At 65.9% G+C, this 15,136-nt stretch carries 19 protein-coding genes, 1 tRNA gene, 1 pseudogene and 1 riboswitch; of the genes and pseudogenes, 9 read left to right on the top strand and 12 right to left on the bottom strand.

The annotated features are described in order from the left end of the window. Positions 1–83: 83 nt before the first annotated feature. A complete protein-coding gene (locus DI041_RS12470) occupies positions 84–449 on the bottom strand; it encodes a DUF6164 family protein (RefSeq protein WP_046988229.1) in 366 nt (121 codons plus the stop codon). Positions 450–519: 70 nt separating this feature from the next. Between DI041_RS12470 and DI041_RS12475 the strand changes: the two genes are divergently transcribed. Next, positions 520–954: an FKBP-type peptidyl-prolyl cis-trans isomerase gene (locus tag DI041_RS12475; RefSeq protein WP_046988230.1), complete on the top strand. Its 435-nt coding sequence runs from the start codon at positions 520–522 to the stop codon at positions 952–954. Then, positions 941–2,188, top strand: a complete 1,248-nt coding sequence (locus DI041_RS12480) for a TIGR03862 family flavoprotein (protein ID WP_136638750.1) — start codon at positions 941–943, stop codon at positions 2,186–2,188. Before DI041_RS12475 ends, DI041_RS12480 begins: the two co-directional genes overlap by 14 nt. Before the next feature lie 77 nt (positions 2,189–2,265). Here the strand turns inward: DI041_RS12480 and DI041_RS12485 are convergent, their stop codons facing one another. The 4 genes from DI041_RS12485 to DI041_RS12500 form a co-directional block, all read right to left on the bottom strand. Beyond that, a complete protein-coding gene (locus DI041_RS12485; protein ID WP_046984927.1) occupies positions 2,266–2,727 on the bottom strand; it encodes a GNAT family N-acetyltransferase in 462 nt (153 codons plus the stop codon). A 103-nt stretch (positions 2,728–2,830) separates the two neighbouring features. Then, a complete protein-coding gene (locus tag DI041_RS12490) occupies positions 2,831–4,453 on the bottom strand; it encodes an FMN-binding glutamate synthase family protein (RefSeq protein ID WP_136638751.1) in 1,623 nt (540 codons plus the stop codon). Positions 4,454–4,508: 55 nt separating this feature from the next. Continuing rightward, positions 4,509–5,795, bottom strand: coding sequence for a nucleotide sugar dehydrogenase (locus DI041_RS12495; protein ID WP_046984925.1), 1,287 nt, complete (start codon positions 5,793–5,795; stop codon positions 4,509–4,511). 140 nt (positions 5,796–5,935) lie between these two features. Continuing rightward, complete coding sequence (locus DI041_RS12500; protein ID WP_046984924.1) at positions 5,936–6,370, bottom strand: BLUF domain-containing protein; 435 nt, start codon at positions 6,368–6,370, stop codon at positions 5,936–5,938. A 141-nt stretch (positions 6,371–6,511) separates the two neighbouring features. Here DI041_RS12500 and DI041_RS12505 point away from each other — a divergent pair. Continuing rightward, a tRNA-Leu gene (locus DI041_RS12505) sits at positions 6,512–6,598 on the top strand. 23 nt (positions 6,599–6,621) lie between these two features. Here the strand turns inward: DI041_RS12505 and hemN are convergent. Further along, positions 6,622–8,031, bottom strand: coding sequence for an oxygen-independent coproporphyrinogen III oxidase (hemN, locus tag DI041_RS12510; protein ID WP_136638752.1), 1,410 nt, complete (start codon positions 8,029–8,031; stop codon positions 6,622–6,624). A gap of 44 nt (positions 8,032–8,075) precedes the next feature. Beyond that, positions 8,076–8,516 carry a group III truncated hemoglobin gene (locus tag DI041_RS12515; RefSeq protein WP_046984923.1) on the bottom strand — a complete coding sequence of 147 codons (441 nt, stop codon included), beginning with the start codon at positions 8,514–8,516 and terminating at the stop codon, positions 8,076–8,078. 177 nt (positions 8,517–8,693) lie between these two features. Here DI041_RS12515 and DI041_RS12520 point away from each other — a divergent pair, with 177 nt between their 5' ends. Then, a complete protein-coding gene (locus DI041_RS12520) occupies positions 8,694–8,981 on the top strand; it encodes a hypothetical protein (protein WP_046984922.1) in 288 nt (95 codons plus the stop codon). Continuing rightward, on the top strand, positions 8,978–10,027 hold the full coding sequence (locus DI041_RS12525; RefSeq protein WP_136638753.1) for a 4Fe-4S dicluster domain-containing protein: 1,050 nt from the start codon (positions 8,978–8,980) through the stop codon (positions 10,025–10,027). The genes DI041_RS12520 and DI041_RS12525 overlap by 4 nt, the downstream gene beginning before the upstream one ends. A gap of 1 nt (position 10,028) precedes the next feature. Here the strand turns inward: DI041_RS12525 and DI041_RS12530 are convergent, their stop codons facing one another. Both DI041_RS12530 and DI041_RS12535 read right to left on the bottom strand, forming a co-directional pair. Continuing rightward, positions 10,029–10,265, bottom strand: a complete 237-nt coding sequence (locus tag DI041_RS12530; protein WP_012510634.1) for a hypothetical protein — start codon at positions 10,263–10,265, stop codon at positions 10,029–10,031. Positions 10,266–10,618: 353 nt separating this feature from the next. Beyond that, positions 10,619–10,828, bottom strand: coding sequence for a helix-turn-helix domain-containing protein (locus DI041_RS12535; protein WP_136638754.1), 210 nt, complete (start codon positions 10,826–10,828; stop codon positions 10,619–10,621). Between the two features lie 111 nt (positions 10,829–10,939). Here DI041_RS12535 and DI041_RS12540 point away from each other — a divergent pair, with 111 nt between their 5' ends. Both DI041_RS12540 and crcB read left to right on the top strand, forming a co-directional pair. Then, positions 10,940–11,341 (top strand): helix-turn-helix domain-containing protein, encoded by a 402-nt coding sequence (locus DI041_RS12540; RefSeq protein ID WP_012510633.1) that lies wholly within the window; start codon positions 10,940–10,942, stop codon positions 11,339–11,341. A 22-nt stretch (positions 11,342–11,363) separates the two neighbouring features. Then, a riboswitch (Fluoride riboswitch) is annotated at positions 11,364–11,427 on the top strand. Between the two features lie 81 nt (positions 11,428–11,508). Then, positions 11,509–11,901 carry a fluoride efflux transporter CrcB gene (gene crcB / locus DI041_RS12545; RefSeq protein WP_012510632.1) on the top strand — a complete coding sequence of 131 codons (393 nt, stop codon included), beginning with the start codon at positions 11,509–11,511 and terminating at the stop codon, positions 11,899–11,901. Positions 11,902–11,904: 3 nt separating this feature from the next. Here crcB and DI041_RS12550 read toward each other — a convergent pair whose 3' ends face one another. Both DI041_RS12550 and DI041_RS21550 read right to left on the bottom strand, forming a co-directional pair. Continuing rightward, positions 11,905–12,744 carry an AraC family transcriptional regulator gene (locus tag DI041_RS12550; protein WP_136638755.1) on the bottom strand — a complete coding sequence of 280 codons (840 nt, stop codon included), beginning with the start codon at positions 12,742–12,744 and terminating at the stop codon, positions 11,905–11,907. A 96-nt stretch (positions 12,745–12,840) separates the two neighbouring features. After that, positions 12,841–13,068, bottom strand: a pseudogene (locus DI041_RS21550) (AAA family ATPase); the annotation flags it as partial. A 101-nt stretch (positions 13,069–13,169) separates the two neighbouring features. Here DI041_RS21550 and DI041_RS12565 point away from each other — a divergent pair. Both DI041_RS12565 and DI041_RS12570 read left to right on the top strand, forming a co-directional pair. Continuing rightward, on the top strand, positions 13,170–14,246 hold the full coding sequence (locus DI041_RS12565; protein ID WP_136638756.1) for an alpha/beta hydrolase family protein: 1,077 nt from the start codon (positions 13,170–13,172) through the stop codon (positions 14,244–14,246). Between the two features lie 90 nt (positions 14,247–14,336). Next, positions 14,337–14,537, top strand: coding sequence for a hypothetical protein (locus DI041_RS12570; protein WP_046984916.1), 201 nt, complete (start codon positions 14,337–14,339; stop codon positions 14,535–14,537). A gap of 224 nt (positions 14,538–14,761) precedes the next feature. On the opposite strand, the gene DI041_RS12580 is transcribed toward DI041_RS12570, so the two are convergent. Further along, positions 14,762–15,031 (bottom strand): hypothetical protein, encoded by a 270-nt coding sequence (locus DI041_RS12580; RefSeq protein WP_046984915.1) that lies wholly within the window; start codon positions 15,029–15,031, stop codon positions 14,762–14,764. Positions 15,032–15,136 lie beyond the last annotated feature (105 nt).

A 15,136-nucleotide genomic window follows, 5' to 3' on the forward strand; every position in this document is an offset into this window, starting at 1 on the left:
GCCCCGCCCTCCCACATAAGCCCGGCTTTTGACGTTGCCGTTGCCGTTGCGGGTGCCGGGTGCAACCCGACCGGAAGTCCCCCTTACCCCCGCAACAGCACGAACGGCAGCAGCACCAGCGCCGCCGCACCGGCCATCGCCAGCAGCACCAGCACCACATATGCCGGTCGGCGCCGGAACAGGCTGCCGAAGGTCTCCGCCGTGCCCTCGCGCAACGCCTGCTCGCGCTCGGCACGGATGCGCGGCCCGCGTTCGGCCTGGTATTCGGCCATCAACGCCTTGGCGCGCGGATGATCGGCATCCTCGCGCAGCCACAGGCCGCCATTGGAGATGCCCCACGGGCTGGGTTCGGTGCGATACCAGGCGATGCCGTGCTGGTCGAGCAGCGTGCAGACATCGGCATATTCGTCGTTGCCGACATTGCGCAGATTGAGCAGGAGTTTTGCCATGCGCCCATGATACCCGGCGCCGATGCGCTACCCTTGCCGCCCTCGCCCTGCGCCCTTCCGGAGACGCCCGATGCGCCGCCTGCTGCTTCCCCTGCTGCTGTCCCTCGCCGCCGTTGGCTGTTCGAGCGAACCCGCCGGCCCGCCGCCGGGCGGCACCCTGACCACCTTCGAGCGCATCGATACCGTGCCTGGCACCGGCACCGAAGCCGTTGCCGGCAACAAGGTCACCGTGCACTACACCGGCTGGATCTACGACAACCGCACCGAAACCAAGCACGGCAAGACCTTCGACAGCTCGGTCAGCCGTGGCGAACCGTTCACCTTCGCGCTCGGCGCCGGCCAGGTCATCCGCGGCTGGGATGAAGGCGTGGCCGGCATGAAGGTCGGTGGCAAGCGCACCCTGATGATTCCGCCGGACTACGGCTACGGCGACCGTCGCGTCGGCCCGATCCCGGCTGGCTCGTCGCTGGTGTTCGATGTCGAGCTGCTCGATGTCAAACCGTAATACCGCAACGCCACACCGGGTCGCCGTCGTCGGCGGTGGTCCGGCCGGCCTGTTCGCCGCGGAGCGCCTGCGCGCGGCCGGGCTGGAGGTCGACCTGTACGAGGCCAAGGGTTCGCCCGGCCGCAAGTTCCTGATCGCCGGCAAGGGTGGGCTCAACCTCACCCACTCCGAGCCGCGCCCGTTGTTCGACAGCCGCTACCGCGAGCAGGTCGCCACGGTCGGCCGATGGCTGGATGGCTTCGACGCGCAGGCGCTGCGCGATTGGGCCGCCGGTTTCGGCGTGGAAACCTACGTCGGCAGCTCCGGCCGCGTGTTCCCGGTCGACCGCAAGGCGGCACCGCTGCTGCGCGGCTGGGTGCGCCGATTGAGGGAACAGGGCGTGCGCCTGCATGCCAACCATCGCTGGATCGGATGGAGTGACGACGGCGCCCTGCGCTTCACCACGGAAGAGGGTGAGATCGCGGTCCACGCCGATGCCACCGTGCTGGCAGTAGGTGGTGGCAGCTGGCCGCAGCTCGGCAGTGACGGCGCCTGGGTCACACTATTGCAGGCACATGGCGTGGACATTGCCCCTCTGCAATCAGCCAACTGCGGCTTCGACGTCGACTGGACGCGGTTCTTTGCCCAGCGCAACGCCGGCGCGCCGCTGAAGCCGGTGGTTGCTCACTGGATCGACCTGGACGGCCAGCCGCGGTCGCTGCAGGGCGAATGCGTGGCCAGCGAGTACGGCATCGAAGGCAGCTTGGTCTATGCGCTGGCGGCCGATCTGCGCGAGACCATCAACCGCGATGGCCACGCCATGTTGTGGTTGGACCTGGTGCCGGGCCGCGACGAGGCACGCCTGCTGGCCGACCTGTCGCGCCCGCGCAAGGGCCGTAGTTTTGGCGAGCATCTGCGCCGCCAGGCCGGCCTGGATGCAGTGAAGGCCGCGCTGGTGTTCGAGCTCCTCGGCAAGGAAGCGGGCAACGATCTGAGCGCCGTGGTGGCCACGCTCAAGCGCCTGCCGCTTCGGCTGCTGCGCCCGCGGCCGATGGCCGAAGTGATCAGCACCGCCGGTGGCGTGCGCCTGGATGCGATGGATGAGGGCTTGATGCTACAGGCGCTGCCCGGCGTGTTCTGTGCCGGCGAGATGCTGGACTGGGAAGCCCCCACCGGGGGCTATCTGCTGACCGCGTGCTACGCCAGTGGCCTGCGTGCTGCGGAAGGCGTGATCGGGTGGTTGGCCGAGCGTTGAGGCCTACCACGTAGAGTCAAGCTTGCTCGGCTGCGTTGCGTTGTAGAGCCGAGCTTGGGCTCGGCTCTACACGCTGGTCACCACGGCCTGCGCATGCTCACCGAGGCCAGCGAAACACCACTGGGATGCGGGTAAGCCTCTTCGCGCACGCTGACGAAGCCCTGCCGCTGGTAGAACGGCACGGCATTGAGCGAGGCCGACAGCACGACCTCGCGCTCCTGGTCGGCCATCGCCAACAGGCGCTGCATCAGGGCCTGGCCGATGCCCCTGCCACCCTGATCCGGGTCGACAAACAACGCATCCACTTCGTTGGCCTCGAGATCAAACACGCCGAAACCCAGCAGGTCTCCCTGCGTGTCCTCGGCCACCACGCAACCGCCCTGCCCCAGCAACCGCGCGTACTGCACCGGCGGTGGTGAAGCCGACCAGGGGGCGATCACCTCCGGCGGGTAGTGGCTGCTGCAGGTTTCGCGCACGCAGCGCGTACGCAGCGCCCACAACGTGGCCACATCGGCCATGGTGCCGGTCCTGAACTGCATGACACCTCCTTGTAGAGCCGAGCCCATGCTCGGCTGTTCTTCGTTCCAACGTCGCCATGCCTGATTGAAAGGCAGTCGGGCATGGCTCGACTCTACAGAAGCGTCATCGCGATTTGCTGGCGCGCAACGCCTGGATCTTCGGCGGTGGCTGGAACGAGTCGCTGCGTGCATCGGCCCAGAACGCATGGAACACCGCGTGGTCCGGCACCTTGTGCAGCAGCTCGCCCGGTTCCAGATAACGGTACAGCGACGCCAGCGAACGGATCTCAACCGGCGAAACACGACGCAGGATGTGCTCCGGACCCAGCTCCGCCGGGTCATTCAAACCTGCAGCGCAGAGCAGCTCCTTCAAGGCGTGCAGCGTGTGCTCGTGGTAGCTGTACACACGCGTTGCCTTGTCCGGCGCATCGAGGTGCTTCCAGCGTGCCGGATCCTGGGTGGCGATGCCGGTCGGGCACTTGTCGGTGTGGCAGCTCAGCGACTGGATGCAGCCCAGCGCGAACATGAAGCCACGGCCGGCATTGCACCAGTCGGCCCCCAGCGCGACGGTCCGCGCGATGTCGAACGCACTGGTGATCTTGCCCGCCGCACCGATACGGATGCGGTCACGCAGGTCCAGGCCGACCAGTGTGTTGTGTACCAGCAGCAGCGCCTCGTGCATCGGCACGCCGACATGGTCGACGAACTCGGCCGGGGCTGCACCGGTGCCGCCCTCGGCACCATCGACCACGATGAAATCTGGCAACAGGCCAGTCTCCTGCATGGCCTTGGCGATACCGAACCACTCCCACGGGTGACCGATCGCCAGCTTGAATCCGACCGGCTTGCCGCCCGACAACTCGCGCAGGCGGGCAACGAACTGCAGCAGCTCGACCGGCGTGGAGAACGCCGAGTGACGCGACGGCGACACGCAGTCCACGCCCATCGGCACGCCACGGGTCACCGAAATCTCGGCGGTCACCTTCGGCGCTGGCAGCACGCCGCCGTGGCCGGGCTTGGCACCCTGCGACAGCTTGATCTCGATCATCTTGACCTGGTCATGGGTGGCATTGGCAACGAAGCGCTCCTCGCTGAAACCGCCCTTCTCGTCACGGCACCCGAAGTAGCCCGAGCCGATCTCCCACACCAGGTCACCCCCCATTTCGCGGTGATAGGGTGAAATCGAGCCTTCGCCGGTGTCGTGGTAGAAGCCGCCGCGCCGCGCGCCTTCGTTCAGCGCACGGATCGCATTGGCCGACAGCGAGCCAAAGCTCATCGCCGAGATATTGAACACGCTGGCCGAATAGGGCTTGGCGCAGTTGGCACCGATCAGCACGCGGAAGTCATGCTTGGCGATGGCCGTCGGCGCCAGCGAATGGTTGATCCACTCGTAGTCCACAGCGTACGTACTGCGCAGGGTGCCGAACGGCACCGTGTCCATTTCGTTCTTGGCGCGCTGGTAGATCAGCGCGCGCTGCTGGCGCGAGAACGGCACGTCCTCCAGGTCGCTCTGCACGAAGTACTGGCGGATCTCCGGGCCGATCGATTCCAGGCCGTAGCGGAAGTGCGCCATCACCGGATAATTGCGGCGCAGCGTGCTGCGCTTCTGCAGCAGGTCCCAGGTCCCCAGCGCCACCATCGCGGCAGTCAGGCCGACGCCCCAGTACCAGGCCGGCCATATCACGGCCAGCCACAGGCAGATCGGGAACATCAGGATGGCGAGCAGGTAGACGATATACCGGTGCATGGCTTTCCTTGGTTGCAACTGCCCCCGAGTCTACCGCGCCGACTGCCGCCGGGGTTTACAGTCGATCGTCAACCACGTTGCGCGGCCAGGCCGACTTCACGTCGTAGACCAGGCCACCGGGCGCCAGCAGGCTGCGGATCCGTGTTTCATCCATCGCCTTGAAGTGGGCGTGTGCCACGGCCAGCACCACCGCGTCGTAGCAGCCTGCCGCTGGCTCGGCAAGCCACTGCACACCTTCGTCGGCCAATGTGGCGGGGCCGACCCATGGATCGCTGACCTCGACCTGGGCACCGGCATCGCGCAGGCGTTGCGCCAGTTCCAGCGCGCGGCTGTTGCGCAGGTCCGGGCAGTCTTCCTTGAAGGTCACGCCCAGTACCAGGATGCGCGCCTGCGCCGGTGCGCGGCCGCGTTCGGCCAGCATTGCCAGCACCCGCGTCGCCACATGCTCACCCACGCGGTTGTTGACCTGCCGCGCGGTATGGATCAGGTCCGGGTGGAAACCCACGCTCTCTGACTTGTGCAGCAGGTAGTACGGATCCACGCCGATGCAGTGGCCGCCAACCAGGCCCGGCCGGAACGGTAGGAAGTTCCACTTGCTGCCCGCCGCGTCGAGCACGTCCTGGGTATCGATGCCGAGCCGGTCGAAGATCAGTGCCAGCTCGTTGACCAGCGCGATGTTGACATCACGCTGGATGTTCTCGACCACCTTGGCCGCTTCGGCCACGCGCATCGACGGCGCCGGGAACGTACCGGCAGCGATGATGCGCTGGTACAGGCCGTCGATCACCGCAGCAACTTCCGGTGTCGAGCCGGAGGTGATCTTGCGGATGTCGGCCAGGCGTCGCTGGCGATCACCGGGGCTGACCCGCTCCGGGCTGTAGCCGCAGTAGAAGTCTTCGTTGAAGCGCAGGCCGGAGCCCTGTTCCAGCAGCGGCACGCACACTTCTTCGGTGGTGCCGGGATACACCGTGGATTCGTAGATCACCAGGTCGCCAGCACGCAGGTGGCTGGCGATCAGCCGCGTGGCCGAGCGCAGCGGCTCCAGGTCGGGCTGCTCGTAGGCATCGATCGGCGTCGGCACGGTCACGATATAGACGTTGCACGCGTCAAGCAGATCCGGATCGCTGCCGTACTCCAGCAGCTGCGCACTGGCCAGCTCGTCGGCTTCCATTTCCAGCGTGTGATCCACGTCGTTGCGCAGCTCGGCGATGCGCCCGGCGTCAATGTCGAAACCCAGCGTCGGCCAGTGCCGGCCGAAGGCCACCGCCAGCGGCAGCCCGACATAGCCCAGGCCGATCACCGCAAAACGGGGTGCGTCGGCCGCTGCAACAGGCACATTCATCGGCACGCCCAGTGCAACAGGCAAGGCTTCACGTTCGCAGCCATCGCTTCGGCCAATACGCTCATTCGCTGTACCACTCGGAGGAACCCACGCCGGAAAGGCTACAGCGTAACGGCCTCGCCCCCCGCCGCCAAGGCAGTTCAGGACCCCAGTGCGACCGCTGCCGGTTCGAGTTCGCCATCGGCACCGGTCCAGGCCTGGCGCAGGCGTTCGAAGCCACCGCTGCCCTGCAGGAAGCCTGGCCAGGCGGCATCGACGATCTGCGCCAGCAGGTCCGCTTCGATCCGTCGCGTGCCCATCGACCAGCGCGGGAATGCACGCTGCGCTACCGGCGCACGGCACAACACCTTCAGCTGCCCATGGCTGCGCGCGTTGAGGATGCGCGGGAACACCGAATCGATGCCATCTTCCGGACCTTCCAGGTATTGCAGGAAGCGCGTGCCGTCGAACATCAGCACGCCGGTGACGCCGGCTACACGATTGAATGCCGAGGCATCGGCCAGCAGGCGGTCAAGATCGGTTGTCTGCAGATCGGCGCGGGCCTCACTGGCATAGGCAATCGCGTGCAGCGACATCAGGTGGCTCCCCCCCTGGGAACGATGGTTGGGACTATGACATGAACAGGCACAACAGTTAAGCACGTCCCCGCAGGTCACTGCTCCGGTGCAATCCAGCCGTCGTGCGGCAGGTGGGCTACAATCGGCGCCGCGCTGCAGGCCCGGATGGCGAAACTGGTAGACGCATCGGACTTAAAATCCGCCGGGGGCAACCCCATGCCGGTTCGATTCCGGCTCCGGGCACCACACGCGCACAGCGCAGCACGCCGTCAGATCGCCCGCGAATAACGCGGCTGCTCATGCGCCGCACGCAGGTACGGATCGAAGCACATCGCCAGCAGCCGCAGCAGCGGTCGTCCCGGTTCACTGGCGCGTACCACACCCTCACGGTATTCGGCCAGACCGTCGTCCTGCAGACGTCGCACCGAACGCAGGTCTTCGGCGAAGTACTGCTCGAAGTCGACACCATGGCGCTGGCCCAGCACGGCACCATCCACCTCGCCCTGGCACATCAGCTGCTGGATCAGTTCCGCGCGCAGCTGGTCGTCGGTACTCAGTGCCACGCCACGCCAGACTGGCAGTTGGCCGTGGTCCACCGCATCCTCCCAGGACGGCAGGTCACGCGGATTCTGGCTGTAGGTCGCGCCGATGTGGCTGATCGCACTCACGCCCAGGCCGAGCAGATCGGTATCGGCGTGGGTGGTGTAGCCCATGAAGTTGCGATGCAGCTGGCCGGCACGCTGCGCACGCGACAGGTCCTCTTCCGGCAACGCGAAGTGATCCATGCCGATGTACTGGTAACCGGCGGCCGACAGCCTCTCCACCGCCAGCCCCAGCAGCGCCAGCTTGTCTTCCGGCGACGGCAACCGGCTTTCGTCGATCTGCTTCTGCGCGCGGAAAAGATGCGGCAGGTGCGCATATCCGTAGACCGCCAAGCGGTCCGGGCGCAGCGCCAGCACCAGTTCCAGTGTGCGCCCGAAGCCCTCCAGACTCTGCCCCGGCAGGCCATAGATCAGGTCGACGTTGACCGAGCGCATGCCGCTGTCGCGGCAGGCGCGCAGGATGTCCAGCGTCTGCTGCACGCCCTGCACGCGGTTGATCGATTCCTGCACCTGCGGGTCGAAATCCTGCACGCCCAGGCTTGCGCGGTTGAACCCCAGCCGGGCCAGCATCGCTACGTCTCGGGTATCGATGAAGCGCGGATCGAGTTCGATGGAGAAATCGCGGTGTGATGAATCGCTGAAGTCGAAACGTCGGCGCAACCCTTCGATCAGTGTGGTCATCGCCTCGGCATCGAGGAAATTCGGCGTGCCGCCGCCCAGGTGCAGCTGGATGACTTCGCGACCATCCTCGAACTGCGGCGCCAGCAGGTCGGCCTCGGCCAGCACGCGCGAGACGTAGCTGTGGCCACGGCTGCGATCGCGGCTGATCACCCGGTTGCAGCCGCAGTAGAAGCAAGGGCTGGAACAGAACGGCACGTGCACGTACAGCGACAGCGCGCGGGCCAGTTGGTTGCTGTCGGCAATTGCCTGGCGCAACGCCGGCGCGTCGAAGCCATCATGGAAATGCGGCGCGGTCGGATACGAGGTGTAGCGCGGCCCCGGACGGTCGTGCCGACGCAGCAGGTCGGGGTCGAAGTTCCAGGCCAGGCCGCCAGCGGCGGGAGAGAACGTGTCCATGGCGCCAGCATCGCGCCGGGCGGCCTGCGCCGCCTTGACCCAGATCAATCCTTGGCGGGGATCCCCAGCACCGGCAGGCCGACCTGAGGCCAGCGCAGCATCTGGTAGCGCTTCCAGAAAGTGTCACCGATGCGTGCGGCCACATCGTTGGCCAGTTCCTGCATCGGCGGGTTGTTGCATTCGGCAGTGGTGATCCGGAACAGCACCAGCCAGCGGTCGAACAGATCCTTGTCCAGTTCAATGGCCATGTGCTTGGACATCGGCGAGCCTTTGAAGCGGCGCGTGCCGCGAAGCATCGCCGACCAGAAGTCGACCAGCTGCGCAAGATGCTCCGGCCAATCGTGGACGTGCGCGCCGAACACCGGCCCCAGCCGTTCTTCCTCGCGCACGCGGGCATAGAAGTCGTGGACCAGGCGGGTCACTTCCTGCTCGGTACACAGCTCCGGCGAGGCGACGGGAAGGACTGGCGGAGGTATTGCGGTCATCGGGGCACCCAAAGCTTGCCGGCAGTGTGCCGCAGCCGGCCATCACCACCGTTGATCCAGATCAATGTCGGCGCAGTCCGCTGCACCTAGGCTGGCACGCTTGCAGGAAGCATGCCCTGCGGATGCTGCGCCAGCCGGCGGAGTATACGCGCCGCCCACTTTTCGAACCGGGACAGCATGAACAGACCTTCTCCCAGCCGCCGCCAGCGGCTGATCCAGCATTGGGGCGCCATCCTCTGGCCCAGCTTCATTGCCGCCGGCGTGGCCAGCGTGGTGTTCTTCGCCTTCGTCGATCCATTGCGCCTGCAGGCGATCAGCTTTCCGGACACGGCGATCAGCCGCGAGCTGGGCTATAGCGCTGGCTTCTTCATGTTCTGGGCAGTGACAGCACTGTCCAGTGCAGTCACCTGGTACCTGCAACGACCGATGCCGAGCGACGACGACGACGAGCTGCCGCTGGGATGAGCACGACCTGCACCACAACCCCCAGACCGTGGCACTGGCGCGGCCCGCTCAGCGCCGCCCTGCTGGTGCTGTTCTATGCGCTGCCGTGGCTGCGCTGGGACGGCCGCCAAGCCCTGCTGCTGGACATCAACACTCGACGCTTCGACCTGTTCGGCTGGACGCTGTGGCCTGGCGACGCCGGCGTATTGATCGGACTATTGTCGGCGCTGGCGGTGGGCTTTGCGCTGCTCACCCATCTCGCCGGGCGCATCTGGTGCGGCCACGCCTGTCCGCAGACGCTGTGGCGCCGTGCCTTCGACTGGATCGCACGCGCCGTGGCCCGCGTGCTGCCAGCATCAATGGCGCGCCCCGCCACGCAGGTGGCCTGGGGACTGTTGTCGCTATGGACCGGGATCACCTTCGTCGGCCTGTTCAGCCCCGTGGCCGAACTGGTGGCCGCTGCGCCCCACGCCGACTGGAGCCGTTGGGAAACCTTTTGGGTGCTGTTCTATGCGGCCGCTACCTGGGGCAATGCCGGCTTCCTGCGCGAGCAGGTCTGCCGCTCGCTGTGCCCGTTCGCACGCATGCAGCCGCTGCTGACCGATCCACACACGCCGCGCATGCTGTACGACGCGCGTCGGGGTGAACCACGCGGGCCGCGTCCATCCGGCCTGGGCGGCGTTCTCGGCCGCGGTCGTGGCCTGCTCGATCCAACAACTGCGCAGGACTACGTGTTCCGTGCTGCGCATCCGTTGCTGGCCGGGCCCATGCCCGTCTTCAGTGCCGACCGCCTGGGCGACTGCACCAACTGCGCTGCCTGTGTCAGCGCCTGTCCGATGCAACTGGACATACGCCACGGGCCGCAGGCCGATTGCCTGGCCTGCGGCGCCTGCCTGGAAGCCTGCGCACAGCAACAGCACCAGGCCGGCTTCGGTCCGGGACTGGTGCGTTACTGCAGTCCACAGGCGATGGTCGGGCAACCGCGGCGCTGGTGGCGACCGCGGACCCTGGGCCTGATTTCAATGCTGCTGGCGCTGCTTGCCTGCGGCGCCTGGCGCCTGCTCTGAATCAACGCGGCCCGCTGGCGTTAGGCGGGACCAGCTGTGCACGTCGGACGATGCCCAGCTGCTCGATGATCAGCGCCATTTCATTGGTGACTTCGGTACGCTCGGTCCCCTGCGGGACCAGGCGGTCCAGCACCTGCTGGTAGGTATCCCAGAACGCCGGACCGCATCCGTGTTTGTGATAGCTGGCTTCCAGTTCGCGGCGTACCCGTTCAGCCAAGCCATGCATGCCGTATTCCATACGACCTCCGTTGGACTTGTTCTGCATTGTTGACGGTCTACCGACTCACTTGCGTGCTACTGAAAGACTCCCGGGCTTCACGCCCAGTTGATGCCAATTAGTCATAGATTTCACGACAGGTCAATTACATGCAGCGACATTCGTGATCGAAATTATTAATCGTTCACGAAACTGCATACGGGCCCACGGGGTCGCCGGATGGTCCGAAGCCGACACGCGACCTGTCTTGACCGCCCCGCCCGCCAGTAGACGTCACTGATCGGCAATCCCGAATTGATCGAATTTGCCTATGTTGCTAAGCATACTTAACAAAAAGTGCTTAGAGTGCTAGATGCGACAGAATGCGGCGCAGATCAGATGGATTTACCTTCCGCCGCCTCAGTTACGGGGAACAGATTCGGATAGCGCTTGTGCAGGATGTATTGCCTCAACGCCGGAATTGGAAAGTCCTTGGGCCATTGCGACACTGCGGATCGGCTTATGCCGAAGAAGCGCGCCAGTTCGGCATCGGTCCGGAAGCCCAACCGGTTACGCACCTGTCTCTTGCTCCAGAATTCGGTCATGGCCGGTCCTTCTGTTAACCAGCCTTATTCTTGCGGCAAGGATTCTTCGCATTCCACGCGTTAAGCTGGCTTGCATAGATGAATACTCTCGGCCAACGACTCGCCACCGCCATGAAGAAAGCCGGGCATCCACGCCCGGCCGACCTGGCCCGCGCCGCGCACTCGACGACGGCAACCATCAGTAACTGGCTCAACGACCATGTCAGCCCCTCGCATGTGAAGGCCGAACAGCTGTTCCGCATCGCCGATGCGGCCAAGCTGGACGCGCGTGAACTGCTGTACGGCATCAGCGGGCTCGGCGTCGGTGAGCCCGGCAATGCCTACATCCCCAGCCAGGCCCACCTGGACGTCTGGCAGGACGCCTACGAACTGGTCAGTCACCTGGTTGCCGAGAACGGGCTGGAGATCGATCACCGCCGTCACGCGGCGCTGGACCTGCTCGCGTTCGAGCTGTTGATGGACGGCTTCAGCCGCAGCAAGGTCGCCCGCGTGCTGATGACCTCGATGACGTGAGCGCACCGCCGCTGGTAGCATGGGCGGCGATGGGGATGGGGCTCCCCCGATAACCGCCCGAGAAGGCTGATGGCTCCTGCCAGGACGAACCCGGCGTTCGTCGACGGCAGTCGTGCCTGCCCTCGCCGTTCGCCGTCGAACCAGCGAATCCGCACGCGAGGCACGCCATGCAAGCTCTGAACAATTACTTCCTGGTCTTCATTGGCGGCGGTCTCGGCGCCTGCCTGCGCCATGCCTGCAACCTGATCGGCGCGCGGGTGGCGGTCGGCAGCCCCTGGCCGTGGTCGACCTTCCTCATCAACATCAGCGGCGCACTGCTGATGGGCGTGGTGGTCGAGGTCTTCGCGATGCGCAATGGCGCCTCGCCGCAGCTTCGCCTGCTGCTGGCCACCGGCATCCTCGGCGGCTACACCACGTTTTCCACCTACGCGCTGGAAATCGGCCTGCTGCTGCAGCGCGGCCAGCACGGACTGGCGGCGTTGTATGCCGGCGGCTCGGTGGCACTGGGCCTGGCCGGCCTGTTCGGCGGGATGAAGCTGGCCCGGCTGGTGCTGGGCTGAGGCTCAGGCCGCAGTGGCACGGGCACGGGCCTGCCCGCGCCACTGCCGTGGCGACTGCCCGGTGTGCGCCTTGAAGGCGCGCGACAACGCCGCTTCGCTGCCATAGCCCACGTCGTCGGCAATCCGCTTCAGCGGCCTACCCTGGCGTAGTGCCTGCTGCGCCAGGCCCACCCGCCAGCCCTGCAGGTACTGGCCCGGAGTGGTTCCCATGGCCTCGCGGAAGCTGGCCGCGAACACACTGCGCGACATGCCGGCGACATCGGCCAGATCTTCCAGCGTCCACGCCTGTGCCGGTGATTCGTGCATGGCCACCAGCGCCAGCCGCAGTCGCGGATGACCGAGCCCGGCAAACAGGCCACCGCGCATCTCGCCACCTTCCATCAGCTGGCGCAGCACCTGGATCATCACCACCTCGAACAAGCGGTTGACCATGGCCGCACGGCCACAACGCTGCTCGAAGGCCTCTTCGAACAGCAGTTCCAGCGCCGCGTGGCCGCCATACAGATCCGCCAGCGGCAGGCAGATGAAATCCGGCAGTGCCGCGCTGATCGGATTGAGCCGGCCCCCTTCGAAATACAGGTTGGCGCAGGCCATGTCGGCGCCGAGCTGCGGGTCGGTGCTGAAGCGGTGCGGCATCGGTCGCGGATACAACAACAGGCTGGGCACCTCGACCTGCACGGCCTGCTGGCCGTGCCTGACCTGCACCGGCCCGCGCCGCACCAGGTGCAGCTGGCCGGCCTCATCTTCACTCTCCAGGGTGTTGATACCGCACAGCGCACCCGCATGGAACACCGAGGCGGTGACCGAAAAGCGCTCAAGCAGAATGGCGAGACGGTCGACCATAACGAGACTCCGGATCAAGCGGAAATGGTTCAATACGTCAGATCGTATCGGAATCGCCACTGTGATGGACGATTGAACGCTGTCCGCCCCGGACTCTCACCGATCCTGCAAATGGCGGATCGCCACGAAGCCCTCCGCCGCCGCAGGCGCCACGAAGTGGCGGGTGATCTGCTCGAACGCTTCATCGCTGGCCTGGAACGGGTGCTCACCGCGTGCGTTGCGGGCACGCAGCCGCGCCTTGCAGATGGGGTCGGGAACATCAAGAAAATGGAGCTGATGGGCAACGCCGGCCGACGCGAACAGTTCGCGGCCCCGTGCACGGGTGCCTTGTCCACGGCTGCCAGGCAATCCCCTGCGGCAGTGCAGCGCGCGCAGGATCTCGCCGGGTTCTATGCTCGGCGCGATTCCCGGATGGAATGACCGTGATGCGTCCCTTGCTTCGATGCACCCTCGCCCTCGGCCTGCTGCTGTCTTCGACACCATTGCTGGCCGCACTACCCACTGCACCGCGCACCCTGAGCGGAGAGCTGCAGAGGGCACCGTGGCGGCTGGATGTGCCAGCGAACTGGAATGGCGACCTGGTGATGCTGGCCCACGGCTATGAGCCGGTAGGCATGCCACACACTACGCCGATGACCGCCAATGACAGCACCGCACCATTGCTGGCCGCTGGCTACGCCGTCGCACAGAGTGCCTATGCCAGCCAGGGCTGGGCAGTGTCCGATGCGATCAGCGATATGGAACGGCTGCGCCAGCACGTACTGGCTGAACTCGGGCACGTGCGCCAGACATGGATGCTGGGATTCTCGATGGGTGGCGCCGTGACGATCGGCAGCCTCGAGCGCTTCCCGCAGCATTACGCGGGTGGGGTCTCGTTGTGCGGCGCCAATCTCAGTGGTGAACGGATCGCGGCCGACCTGCTGACCACGCTGGTCGCGTTCGACTATTTCTTCCCAAAGGCCGAAGGCCTGCCAAGGACCGGCCTTGTATCGCGCGAAACCGCCACCCTGCCGCAGGGCGAGTTGTACCAGGGTATCGCCAACGCGCTGCAGCGCGCACCGTCACATGCGGCCTTGCTGGCGCGGCGGCTGCAGGTCTCCACTGAAGACCTGGCCGGCACGATCAGCCTGCACGCACTGGTCCTGCATGAGCTGGCCACCCGCAGCGGCGGAATGCCGACCGGCAATGTCGGCATTGTCTACAGCGGCTTCGGTGATGACGCCGCATTCAATGCCGGCGTGCAGCGCATCGATGCCGTGCCTTCCGCACAGGCCCATGCGCGCGGAAATCCTGCACTGACCGGTGCGTTGAAGCGACCGCTGGTGATCCAGTTCAACCACAACGACCCGACCATCGTGCCGCACATGCAGGCGGTGTATCCGCAACTGGCCGCACAGGCTGGTGCCCATCCGCTGCCGCAGGTGCTGCCGGCCGTGGGCGAAGGGCATTGTGGCTTCTCTGGAGCGCAGGTGGTCGAAGCATTGAAGGCGGTGCAGCGCTGAGGCCGGCGCATGCCGCAGCGCATCAGGACCGTGCCGGTCGGGCTGCTATGGTAGCCCGGCCCATTGAAGGGCAGACAAAGGACTGACGTGATGATCAAGACGACCTTGAAGACCGTGATGCTCCTTGGCATGGCCGTGACCGGCCTGGCCTTCGCCGCCGGAACCTGCGAGTTCTGCACGCTGAAGTACGAGCAGTGCCTGCGCACTTCGCACGGACCGTTGGGCAAGACCGCGGAGCAGTGCCTGGCCGAGTACAGGATGTGCCGTGAAATGGACTGCCCGTCTCCCTGATTGGCGTCCAGCCGGCTCCTGCGGGAGCCGGCTCAGCCCACAGCGATACCGATCACTTACGTTGCAGGAACTGGTGGCTTTCCCAATCTCGACTGACCGCGCACCTGTCCGGCATGCACGAAGGCGAGTGGCTGGGCTTCGACACCTCGATGTCGTTCGGCCACAAGGGCCTGGGCCTGACCCGCACGGCGCTGCATGATGCGCGCGACCCGATCGGGGCGTCGTCAACCGCCCAGCGTTCCCATGGTGAAGGTGTAACCGGAAGTCATCAGGAACTCGCGCATGCGCATCTCCGCGCGCCGCGGTGAGGCCAGGTTTGCCGGGGCGTACAGGGCATAGACCAGGCCCGATCCTTCGATATGCTCGCGGCGGACCTCGCAGCGGGCGGTTTCCGAGGCAATCACCCATCCGTCTTTCAGCCGATCCGGCCCGATGGATTGCCCGTTCTTCAAACGGAAGGTCAACCAGCGCACATCTGCCATGATTTTGCTCATTTCCGATTCGCTCTGTGCCCGAAGCGATCCGAGGTGTCCTTGCTCGCCATTGCAGCTCCCTAAGACGTGGAACTCGACCATAACGCCTTTCCATGTCGCAGGTGG

The sequence above is a fragment of the Stenotrophomonas maltophilia genome, assembly GCF_004920835.1.
GTDB classification, from domain to species: domain Bacteria; phylum Pseudomonadota; class Gammaproteobacteria; order Xanthomonadales; family Xanthomonadaceae; genus Stenotrophomonas; species Stenotrophomonas maltophilia_AQ.